General features: G+C 59.2%; 8 protein-coding genes. 3 read left to right on the top strand and 5 right to left on the bottom strand.

Annotated elements, in window-relative coordinates:
* The first annotated feature begins 33 nt into the window (after positions 1-33).
* On the top strand, positions 34-1,356 hold the full coding sequence (locus tag JIN84_RS11615) for a sugar porter family MFS transporter (RefSeq protein ID WP_200351209.1): 1,323 nt from the start codon (positions 34-36) through the stop codon (positions 1,354-1,356).
* Positions 1,357-1,484: 128 nt separating this feature from the next.
* Here the strand turns inward: JIN84_RS11615 and JIN84_RS11620 are convergent, their stop codons facing one another.
* Positions 1,485-2,615 (bottom strand): LacI family DNA-binding transcriptional regulator, encoded by a 1,131-nt coding sequence (locus JIN84_RS11620; RefSeq protein ID WP_200351210.1) that lies wholly within the window; start codon positions 2,613-2,615, stop codon positions 1,485-1,487.
* 91 nt (positions 2,616-2,706) lie between these two features.
* Between JIN84_RS11620 and JIN84_RS11625 the strand changes: the two genes are divergently transcribed.
* Positions 2,707-4,875, top strand: coding sequence for a glycoside hydrolase family 32 protein (locus tag JIN84_RS11625; protein ID WP_200351211.1), 2,169 nt, complete (start codon positions 2,707-2,709; stop codon positions 4,873-4,875).
* 11 nt (positions 4,876-4,886) lie between these two features.
* Entirely contained in the window at positions 4,887-5,792 is a 906-nt protein-coding gene (locus JIN84_RS11630; protein ID WP_200351212.1) for a carbohydrate kinase family protein, read from the top strand.
* A 353-nt stretch (positions 5,793-6,145) separates the two neighbouring features.
* Here JIN84_RS11630 and JIN84_RS11635 read toward each other — a convergent pair whose 3' ends face one another.
* The 4 genes from JIN84_RS11635 to JIN84_RS11650 form a co-directional block, all read right to left on the bottom strand.
* The gene (locus JIN84_RS11635; protein WP_200352020.1) at positions 6,146-6,721 is read right to left on the bottom strand and encodes a type II secretion system protein GspG; all 576 of its coding nucleotides are present in this window, start codon (positions 6,719-6,721) and stop codon (positions 6,146-6,148) included.
* 44 nt (positions 6,722-6,765) lie between these two features.
* Positions 6,766-8,049 (bottom strand): type II secretion system F family protein, encoded by a 1,284-nt coding sequence (locus JIN84_RS11640; protein WP_200351213.1) that lies wholly within the window; start codon positions 8,047-8,049, stop codon positions 6,766-6,768.
* A 102-nt stretch (positions 8,050-8,151) separates the two neighbouring features.
* Positions 8,152-9,822, bottom strand: coding sequence for a GspE/PulE family protein (locus JIN84_RS11645; protein ID WP_200351214.1), 1,671 nt, complete (start codon positions 9,820-9,822; stop codon positions 8,152-8,154).
* Positions 9,823-9,870: 48 nt separating this feature from the next.
* On the bottom strand, positions 9,871-11,541 hold the full coding sequence (locus tag JIN84_RS11650) for a GspE/PulE family protein (protein ID WP_200351215.1): 1,671 nt from the start codon (positions 11,539-11,541) through the stop codon (positions 9,871-9,873).
* Positions 11,542-11,736: the final 195 nt, after the last annotated feature.

Genomic DNA, 11,736 nt, shown 5'->3' on the forward strand with positions numbered 1-11,736 from the left:
TCCGTATCGTCATTCCCAAAAACACCATAACCCATGAACAAACTGCTATTCTGGTCCATCATCTCGGCGCTCGCCGGCTTCCTATTCGGCTTCGATACCGTCGTCATTTCGGGGGCTGAACAAACGATCCAACATCTTTGGAATCTCAGTCCGTTCCTGCACGGACTTGCGATTTCCGGTGCGCTCTGGGGCACCGTGCTGGGTTCGATGGTCGGCGCTTTCCCCACGGACCGGTTCGGCCGCCGGAAGACCCTGATCTGGATCGGTGTGCTCTATCTGATCTCCGCCGTTTGGTCTGCCCTGGCAGGCGATGTCTACTCGTTCATCATCGCGCGCTTCCTCGGTGGTCTCGGCATTGGCATTTCCACCGTTGCCTCGCCTTTGTTCATCTCGGAAATCGCTCCTCCGGCAAGCCGCGGGCGTCTCGCGGGGATGTTCCAGTTCAACATCGTCTTCGGTATTCTCGTCGCATTCCTGTCAAACTACCTCATCGGAAAATACATGGGCGAACACGCCTGGCGCTGGATGCTGGGAGTCATGGCGTTTCCCTCGATCATCTACACCGCATGCTGCTTCCTGCTGCCGGAAAGTCCGCGCTGGCTCATCGCGAACCGCCGTGACCGTTCGGCTGGTGTGGCGGTCTTGAAAAAGATCAATCCGGAGATGTCCGATTCGGAGCTGAACGAGATCGCAGACAACATCGAATCCTCCGCGACCCGCGAAAGCAAGACTGGCGGTTTCTGGAGCGGCCACCTCAGCAAGCCCATCGCTCTGGCCTTCCTCATCGCGTTTTTCAACCAGCTCTCGGGAATCAACGCGATCCTCTATTTCGCCCCGCGTATTTTCAAGATGACCGGCCTCGAAGAGAACGCCGCCTTGCTGCAATCGGTGGGCATCGGCGTGACCAATCTCATCTTCACCTTCGTCGGACTGTGGTTGATCGACCGCCTCGGACGGCGCACGTTGCTTTACATCGGTTCGTTCGGCTATATCGCTTCGCTCGGCCTCTGCTCGTGGGCGTTCTTCACGGAGCATTTCAGTATTGTTCCGGTCTGTATCTTCGCTTTCATCGCATCGCACGCCATCGGCCAGGGCGCGGTGATCTGGGTGTTCATTTCGGAAATTTTCCCGAACCGTTTCCGCGCCACCGGGCAGTCCTTGGGGAGTGCGACGCACTGGGTGTTCGCGGCGTTGCTGACATTGTTCTTCCCGAAAATGGTGGACGCCCTGCCTGCCGGAGTCGTCTTCCTCATTTTCACCGGCATGATGGTGCTTCAGCTCATCTGGGTGAAGCTGATGGTTCCCGAGACCAAGGGGACCTCGCTGGAAGGCCTGGAGACCAAACTCATGCACTGAAACTTCCCCGAGTATGGCGGAGAGCGCCCCGGACGTCCGGCTGGTTTATGGGTATTCCAGTCAGATGCTCCGGGGCAATTTTTTGAAAGAGGATCGAAAAACAACCCTCTTTTTAGCAGGTTTCGCGTTCACCCGGGGCGCCGCAGATAAGCACCGCACGAATCACGGATCACCAGACGGGGGGCGAGCGTGAGGTGGCAGGCGGGAAGCGTGGGATCCGCATGGCGGTCCATCATCGCACGGAAGGCTGTCAGGGCGATTTCCCGGCAGGGTTGTTGCACGGTGGTGAGGGGAGGGGAGACGAGCGTGGCGAATTTCACATCATCGAATCCCAGCACCCTCACGTCCTGCGGCACCCGGATGTTGCACTTCTGCAACTCCCGCATCAGCAGGGCGGCGGTGTGGTCGTTCGCGCAAACGTAGGCATCCGGACGCAGCGGCCCCGTGAGCCCCCTGACGAATTTCTTGTCATCGAGATCGCCGACATGGATCCACCCGCGTTCCGGTTCGATGCCGTGCCGTCCGAGCGCCTCGCGCACCCCGGCGATGCGTGCCTCCACCGTGGGAGCCGACAACGGGCGTGAGACGAAGTGGATGCGCGTGCAACCCAGCTTGATGAGGTGTTCCGCCAGCATGTAGCCGCCGGCCAGGTTGTCGATGCCGACGAGATCGAAGTCGCTCCTGCCGGGAAAAGGCGTGAGATCGCGGTCCAGCAGCACCACGGGAATGCCCGCCTCCCGCAGCATCACCGCCATGGAGCGGTTGGATTCCTCCTTGTCCTGCACCAGTTCGTGCGGTGCGAAGAAAACACCGGAGACCCTGCGCTCGATGAACTGGCGGCAGAGTTCCTCCGAGTGCCGCAGGCTCAGCTCGGGGTCCAGCTTCGGCAGGTCGGATCCACCCCAGACCAGGCCGTAGTTATGGACCCGTGCCAGGCTGGCGATCTCGCCGCAGATGAGTTGGAAGATTTCCGTGTTGCCGAGGCTGGGCACCAGCAGGGCCAGCAGGTTGGCGGAGGTCTCGGTGCGCCGCCCGGCCTTGGCGTAGGTCCCGGAACCGGCCCGTCGCTCGACCAGGCCCTCATTCCCCAGCAATGACAGAGCCTTTGCAACCGTGGGACGGGAAACCCCGAAACGCTTTACAAGTTGGGCCTCGCTCGGCATGCGGCCTTCCTTGCCATACATCCCGGAAAGCAACTCTTCCTTGAGCTGGCGGGCCACTTCACGGAATCGGATGGTGGAATCAGGGGAGTCGTTCATGGTGACAGCTTTCTCGATCTGTAATGTCAGGAAACTGGCGTATATGACAATAAAAAGTTGCCGCAACGTAAGGATCTTCAAACCTTCCAGCATGTCACTTTTGAAACAACCCATCGTGAAACATCTTTCCGCGCCGCTGGTGTGGGGATTCGCCCTCGCCACCGTCTGTGCCGCTGATGATCTGATCGTCGCCGATTTCGAAGGCGCGGATTTCGGAAAATGGAAGGCGACGGGCGAGGCTTTCGGATCGGGGCCGGCCAAGGGCGCCTTGGATGGCCAGATGAAGGTGGACGGGTTTTCAGGAAATGGTTTCGTCAATGGTTTCCATGGGGCCGACGGTTCGCATGGCCGCCTCACCTCTCCTGACTTCAAGATCGAGCGGAAACATCTCAACTTCCTCATCGGCGGCGGTGGATTCGCCGGGGAAACCTGCGTCAATCTGAAGGTGGGGACGAACGTTGTCCGCACCGCGACGGGAAAGAACGTCAGGGATGGCGGCAGCGAGCGGCTGGATTGGGAAAGCTGGGATGTCTCGGACCTGGCGGGGAAAACGGTGTCGCTGGAAATCGTGGATTCCCGGAAAGGCACCTGGGGGCACATCAACGTGGACCAGATCGTCCAGAGCGACACTCCGGCAGCGATCGAGCTGAAACAGGAATTCACGGTGAACCAACGGTATCTGATCTGGCCGGTCAGCCTGGACACGAAGCTGAAGAAGCGCTTTTTCATGACCTTGGATGGTGAAAAGGAACCGTTCGCCTTTTACGATATCTGCCTGACGAACAACCCCGACTTCTGGGTGTTCACCGATCTCGCGAACTTCCAAGGACGCAAGCTCACGGTCACGGGCAAGATCCCGGGCAATCTGGCGGATGCCTGGAAAAAGGTCGTGATCAGCGCGACCTATCCGGGTGAGGAGCAGACCTATTCCGAGGCCCTGCGTCCCCAGTACCATTTCACCAGCCGCCGCGGCTGGCTCAATGATCCCAACGGCCTGGTATGGAAAGACGGCGAGTGGCACCTGTTCTACCAGCACAATCCCTACAACCACGGCTGGGACAACATGACATGGGGACATGCGACGAGTCCGGACCTGTTTCATTGGAAAGAGCGTCCTCCCGGTCTTTTTCCAGATGCGGAAGGCGTGATGTTCTCCGGCTCCGCCGTTGTCGCCCCGAAAGGCAGCACCGCCTTTCCGATCAACGGCGAAGACACGCTGGTCCTCGCCTACACGGCACATGGCCGGCTGAGCTATGTTCCGGGCCAGGAATCCGTGCAGTGCATCGCCACCACCGATGACGGCGGTAAGACATTCACCAAGTTCAAGAACAACCCCGTCATTCCGCATGCGGTCAACGAGAACCGCGATCCGAAGGTGATGTGGCATGCGAAAACGAAGAAGTGGGTGCTGAACCTCTATTATGATGGCAATGACTATGGCATCTACACCTCGCCGGACATGGTGAAGTGGACCAAGACATGCGACTACAAGATCCCCAACGAGGGAGAGTGCCCGGACATGTTCGAACTGCCCGTGGATGGAGACGCCAAGAACACCCGCTGGGTGGTGTGGGGCGCGAATGGAAAGTACATGTTGGGAAGCTTCGACGGTAAGGAATTCAAGGCGGAAAGCGGACCGCACCGCCACTACTTCGGCAGCGCGTATGCCGGGCAGAGCTATGACAACGCGCCGGGCGGCCGCCGGGTTCACATCGGCTGGATGCGCGACACGGGAGCCGGTTTGCAAGGTGCGCCCTTCAACCTGCAGATGACCCTGCCGATGGATTTCACGCTTAAAACCGGCGCCGAGGGACTGAGGCTCTGGGCGGAACCCAGTGAAGAAGTCGCCAAGCTCCGTGAGAATACCAAGGAGTGGAAGAATCTGACCGTCTCGCCGGGGGATACCGATCCATTGTCAGAGGTGACAGGCGGGCAATTCGAGGTCGAGGCGGTTATCGACGCGAATTCCCAGGCTTCCGAGTTCGGTTTCAATGTATTCAACAATCACCCGCTGGTTTGGAAAAAGGACGATCAGACGTTCACCGGCGCGGAAGGGAAACAGGCGCCCGTCGATGGCAAGATCCATATCCGCCTGTTCGTGGATACGGTGTCGATCGAGGTCTTCGTGAACGGAACCTACACCAGCCGCTACTTCCGCCAGATGGCCGGGGGCAAGCCTGTCAGGATCGTGAATGCGGGAGGTCCGGTGAAGTTCGACTCACTCAAGGTGCACTCCCTCCGCTCGGTCTGGAAAAAATAATCAACAGAGGGATGAGACCATTCATTATCGGCATCGGGGAAGTCCTTTGGGATAATCTTCCATCAGGCCCCCGCATGGGCGGCGCGCCGACCAACTTCGCCTGCCACGCACAGGCGCTGGGAGCGGACGCACGGATCGTCAGCCGGGTGGGGGACGATGATTCGGGTGCCCTGCTTCTGCGAAAACTGGAGGAAGCGGGAATGTCGGTTTCCGGCATTTCCATTGATCCCGCGCATGCCACCGGCTCGGTGGGCGTCGAGATCGTCGCGGGAGGGCAGCCGGTGTTTACGATCCACGAGGACGCCGCCTGGGACCATCTCGTGGCGGATAACGCGACGGAAGATCTTTTCAAACAGGCGGACGCGGTTTGCTTCGGCTCGCTCGCCCAGCGCAACCCGGCATCCGGCGAGGTGATCCATTCCCTGGTCGGTTTGACCGCCCCTTCCGCGCTGCGGATCTTCGATGTGAATCTGCGGCAGAACTATTACACCCCCCGGACGATTCTCCAGTCACTGGAACTGGCGAATGTTCTCAAATTGAATGATGCGGAACTGCCGAAACTGGCGGAGATTCTGGATCTGACAGGTGGTGTGAGGGAGCAGTTCGCCGCCCTGGCGGCGAAATTCGATCTCCGTCTCATCGCTTATACCCGTGGCTCCGAGGGCAGCGTCTTGTTTGACGGGAACGAGTGGTGCGAGCACCCGGGACTCGCTACGGATGTCTGCGATACCGTGGGCGCGGGGGATTCCTTCACGGCGACTGTCGTGATGGGTATCCTGAACGGCTGGTCCTTGGACGCCGTCTCCGCCGCGGCAAACGAAGTGGCCGCTTATGTGTGCTCCTGCGATGGGGCGGTGCCGCCGATGCCCGAGCGGTTGCGGGCCATGTTCCACGAGCAGGTTTTTGCGGCAGGCTGATCGAAAACGGGGACGCATTTTGCCAATGCGGCGGTTGTGGCATGTGCCGCATACCGCTGCTGCAAAAACTGCAAAAAAGAAGCCGGAAGTATCGCAAGTCCTGTCGCATCTATACTAACTGCAAGCAGTCGTTGCCGAAAACAATGCAACGATGATTCGGGGGAACATCGTCCGGAGTTCAAGCTTCAGCTTGCTCTTTCACAAACCTCAGCTTTTTCCACGAAGTCCGGATTGCAATTCAGAAGAGCACGCTGGACGGTCCGCCAAAGCGTGGGCGGTCATGGGAAACAAAAAAGGCCCGCCGGTCGGCGGGCCTTCGATGGGAATGTTACGGAGTGAATCCGGAAACGAAATCAGAAGTTCTTGATGTCGTCCTTGTTCTCCTTGCTGTTGGGCATCGCCGGTCTGGATCTGCCATCTTTCCCTGCGGACCACAGGTCGAATTCCGGATTCTGGGTGTTGTCATTCTTCGAGGCGGTGCCACCTGTGGCGGTACCGTAGGCGGAGCGGTAACGGTATTCATTACCCCAGGGATCGAGAATCCTGGTGGTCGGAGATCCGGTGCCGGAGGTCCAACCCTGCTTGTTGTTCACCGGGTCCAGTTCGGCCAGGTAGATCTTGAACTCGCCGGACGGGGTGGAGCCTTCCTTGGCAGCATCGTAATACAGGGCCTCGAACAACTTCGAGGACTGGTTGAGACCGTCCGCCGTGTTGTCGCTTGGCGGGTAAACCCCGTTGTCCAGCTTGTAGTCCTCGAGGGCCTTGGAAATGAGGGCGATCTGGATCCGGGCTTTTTCCGACGCCTGGCGATCGGTGACATACCCCATGCCACCGACGACGATGGCGGCGAGGATGACGATGATGGTGATGACGGCCAGCAACTCGATGAGAGTGAAGGCGGCCTTTCCGTGACGATGGCGGTTTTTCATGATTCCTAGGATTTTTTCAGATGCTTGGGAGGGAAACCAGCGGATTACTGGTTGCCCATCGTGGAGATCATCTTAATCAATGGCAGGAACAATGCAAACACGACGGAACCGACGATCAGGGCCAGGAAGACGATCATGATCGGTTCGAGGATGGAGGTCAGCGCGGTGACGGCGTTGTCGACTTCGTCGTCGTAGACGTCCGCAACCTTGAGAAGCATTTCCGGGAGCTGGCCGGTTTCCTCACCCACGTCCACCATGGAGATGACCATGCTTGGGAAAACGCCGGAGGCCTGGAGGGGGGTGACGATGGTTTCACCTTCCTTGACCGCCTCGTGGACCTTTTCGATGGCGCGGGAAATGACGACGTTGCCGGCGGTGTCGCGGGTGATATTCAGCGCCTGGAGGATGGGAACACCGGAGGTGACCAGCGTGCCGAGCGTGCGGGAGAAGCGGGACACGGCGCTCTTGCGCTGGATGTCTCCGAGGATCGGCATTTTCAACTTCATGTTGTCGATGATGTTGCGTCCGGCGGTGGTGCGGCCCCAGACGTTGAACAACACGACGATGACGCCGATGACGATGAAGAGGAACACCACGTTCGGCACGACATAGGGTCTGGCGAGCATGAACTCGGACATGCCGAAGACGATCTGCGAGATGAGCGGCAGATCCGAACCCGTGCCGGCGAACATTTCCTTGAACTTCGGAACGATGAAGATCATCAGGAAGACAAGGATGGCGACGGCGATGAACATGACGATCACCGGGTAGACCATGGCGGAAACGATCTTGTTCTTCAGCTTCTGCGCCTTTTCCTGATACTCGGCGAGACGGTTGAGGACGATTTCAAGAACACCGCCGAGCTCGCCGGCCTTGACCATGTTCACATACAGCTTGTTGAAGATCTTGGGGTGCTGCGCGAGGGATTCGGAGAAGGTGGAACCACCTTGGACGTTTTCCGCAAGCGCGCTGACGGTGGCGCGCAGGACGACGTTGGGCTCCTGCTTTTCGAGAACGGTCAGGCTGCGGAGAAGCGGAAGACCGGAGTCGATCAGCGTCGCGAGCTGCCGGGTGAAGATCATGAGATTCTTCGGCTTGATGCGGCCGCCGAGGTGCTTTTTCGAGGCTTTCTCCTTGGCCTTGGCATTGCGCTTGAGCGGGGCGACGGTCTTGTGACCCTTCTTGCCCTTGCCCTCTTCCTGAATCTGGGTCGGATAGAGCCCTTGGGCGCGAAGTTGTGCGATGGCTTCGGCCTCGGTGGGCGCGGACACGACGCCGGTCGTCTGTTCGCCTTTCGCGTCAAGTGCTGCGTATTGGAAATTAGCCATAAGAATGGATTTTTTTTGGAGGTTTTGGAAAGTTGTGTAAAGAACGTTAGAGCAAGGGACTTAAAATCGGCGGCTTCGGTGGGAAAGCGCTGCCGCTGGTGTTTAAGTGTATTTGAGCACTTCCTCGATGGTGGTGGCTCCCTGGTAGATGGCGCGGAGGCCGTCTTCCCGGAGAGTGTTCATGCCGAGTTCCACAGCTTTTTGCTTCAGGACGACGGACGGCGCGCGCGAGGTGATGAGCTCACGGATGGGATCCGTCACATTGAGCAGCTCATAAAGGCCGCGGCGGCCACGGTAACCGGACTGGCCGCAGACGTCGCAGCCGTTGCCGGTGAAGAATTGTTTGTCTCCCAGCTCGTGCGCGGAGACGCCGAGTTGGTTGAGGATGGCTTCGTTCGGTTCATAAGGAGTCTTGCACTCCTTGCAGATGGTCCGGACGAGACGTTGGGCGAGGATTCCTTCAAGCGAGGCGGAGACGAGGAAGGGTTCGCAACCCATGTCCACCAGACGGGTGACCGCGCCCGGAGCGTCGTTCGTGTGAAGTGTGGAGAGCACCAAGTGGCCCGTGAGAGCAGCCTGAATGCCGATCGTGGCGGTTTCCTTGTCCCGCATCTCCCCGATCATGATACGGTCGGGATCCTGACGGAGGAACGCGCGGAGGACGCGTGGGAAATCGAGGCCGATCGCTTCGTTGATCGGGATCTGGATGATGCCGTCGATGTCATACTCGACGGGATCCTCCGCGGTGAGCAGCTTCGCGTCGATCGTGTTGATGCGGCGGAGCGCGGCGTAAAGGGTGGTGGTTTTTCCCGCACCGGTCGGACCGGTGACGATGAAGATGCCGTTCGGCTTTTCGATCGTGTCGGTGATGTATTCGTAGATGTGATCGGTGAGGCCGAGGTTCTCGAGCGAGAGGTTGACCGAAGAGCGGTCGAGAACCCGGAGCACGATGGATTCACCGTGGTGGGTCGGCAGCGAGGAAACACGCATGTCCACCTGCTTTTCACCGATTTGTTTCACGATCCGGCCGTCCTGGGGGACGCGGCGCTCGGCGATGTTCATGTTCGACATGACCTTGACGCGCGAGAGGATGGGCAGGGCAAGGTGGATCGGTGGCGGCGCCATTTCGTAAAGCGCGCCGTCCACGCGGTAGCGGATGCGGAAATCTTTTTCGAACGGCTCGAAGTGGATGTCGGAAGCCTTTTCCTTGATGGCCTGATAGAGAACGAGGTCGACGTAGCGGATGATGGGCGCGGAATTCGCCTCCGATTCCAGCTCCGCGGCGGACATGTTCTGACTGCCGATTTCGAGCTGGCTCAGGATGTCCTCCATCGCCTTGCCTTCGCCACCGTAGCATTCGTTGATTTTCGCCTCGACGAGGTAATCCGGCGCGACGACGACATGAATCTCGCGACCAAGGGCGAATCTCAGGTCTTCGGGAGTCTGTGGGTTGAGCGGATCCACAAGAGCGACGTGAAGTCCGGTCTCGTCGAAGCTCACCGGCAGCGCGCCATGGAGACGGGCGGTTCCGGCCGGGACCAAGGCGAGAAGAGCTTCCGGCGGAGTCCAGTTCTTGAGATCCACCATGCTGGCTCCCAACTCGGAGGCAACGACAGGCCAGATGTCGTCACGGCTTTGGATGACTTGGTAATCGGAGAGGATTTCGGCGATTTCCTTACCGCTGTGATCGACTTCCGCGAGGATGTCTTGAGCAAGTGATGCGTCGATGAGACCGCGTGATTGGAAAAGTTCGATGATCTGTTGATGGTCCATGGGACGTAAGGCGAAAGGTTTTTCGAAAAAAGGTCGGGGTGGCGGCGATCAATCCAGATCTGACATGGTGGCGTGGACAACCTCGCTGCCGGAAGTGAGGCCGGAGAGCACCTTGCGGATGCCGTCCTCACGAAGCGTGCGCATGCCCAGTTCGCGGGCGCGGCGGCGGAGCTGGGTGGTGGTGAGTCCACCGTTGATCATGCTGCGGACCTCGTCGTCGATGACGAAGATTTCGAAAATCCCCATCCGTCCTTTGTAACCATTTCCACGGCATTTTTCGCAGCCGACGGGGCCGAAAATGGTCGCTTCCGTCATCCGGGAAGGATCGAGGGAGAGGGCGCGCATTTCCTTGTCCGTAAGTTCGGCCGGGCCTTTGCAAATCGGGCAGAGCTTCCGAACCAGTCGCTGGGCGAGCACCGCGCGGACAGCGGAGGCGATGAGGAACGGTTTCACACCGATGTCCGCGAGACGGGCGACCGCGGAAGGCGCGTCGTTCGTGTGCAGGGTGGAGAAAACCAAGTGGCCGGTGAGTGAGGCGTTGATGGCGATGTTCGCCGTCTCCGCGTCCCGGATTTCCCCGATCATGATGATGTTCGGCGCCTGGCGCAGCATGGCGCGCAACGCCGCCGCGAAGGTCATTCCGATGTCGGTCTTCACCATGACCTGGTTGATGCCGGGGAGTTCATACTCGACCGGGTCTTCCACGGTGATGATCTTTTTGTCCGGCTTGTTGATGACGTTGAGACAGGCGTAGAGCGTGGTCGTTTTTCCGGAACCCGTGGGGCCGGTGACGAGGAGAATGCCGTCTGGCAGGCCAAGCATCTGGTTGAAGAGCTCTTGGTCGTCGGAGAAGAATCCGAGTTCCGGAAGACCGAGCATCAGCGCGGTCTTGTCCAGAATACGCATGACGATGGATTCGCCATGGTTCGACGGGACGGAGGAAACCCGGAGATCGACTTCCTTTTCGCCCATTTTCAGCTGGATCCGACCGTCCTGAGGGAGGCGTTTTTCCGCGATGGACATCGTACCGCTCATGACCTTGAGACGGGCGATGATGGCCGGCAGGAGTTTTTTCGGGTGGGTGTCCACGTGGACCAATTTTCCGTCCAGGCGATAGCGTACGCGGACGGAGGTCTCGAGCGGCTCGATGTGGATGTCCGACGCACGCAGGCGGAATGCCTCGGTGAGGAGTTGCATCACCAGCTTGATGATCGGCGCGTCCGCGCTGGATGGGCCGGCTTCGTCGTCACCACCTGTGACGGAGTATCCTTCCGCGGCGGTGGCTTCGTTCGAGTGGTAGAACTGGCGGAGATGTTCCTTGATCTCCTGTTGGGTGACGCAGACGAGATTCATCTCGCGGCCCAGCGCGTGTGGAAGGCTGTCCAAAGCCTCGAAATCCAGCGGATCCGCGATGGCGAGGGTGAGGGACCAGCCGTCATCCTGCACAGGGATCACGCGGTACCGCTTGGCGAGGTCGTCACCAATCGACGCCGTGATGGCGGGGTCGAATGTGACATCGGCCAGCCGGATGAAGGGGATGCCTGCGTTCGCTGCCAGCGTTTTCGCTACATCCTCTTGACTTAGAGAGGTATGTGCAAGGAGGTGCTCGACAATGGTTTCGCCTCCGGAGAGAGAACTACGGGCTTGATCGAGTTGATCGTGGCTCACCATTCCGGCTTCGGCGAGCAGTTCTGCGAGATAATCTTCGTTGGAAAACACTGGGCTTTGAGTCCTTGGAGGTGGATTTTCGATGGTGCAGTCAGGGTGATCTTCCGTGCTGCGTCTTCCGCAGATTGGTCAACCCACCCCTCGCTTGTCAACCAGCCACATTGCAAGAATCCGCTATTTTAAGCGGTGGCTGGAATTCGGCCCACCAACCGCCTGCATTGTAAGCACCATGACCATTCAATACCC

It is taken from the genome of Luteolibacter yonseiensis, from assembly GCF_016595465.1.
Taxonomy (GTDB): Bacteria; Verrucomicrobiota; Verrucomicrobiia; order Verrucomicrobiales; family Akkermansiaceae; genus Luteolibacter; species Luteolibacter yonseiensis.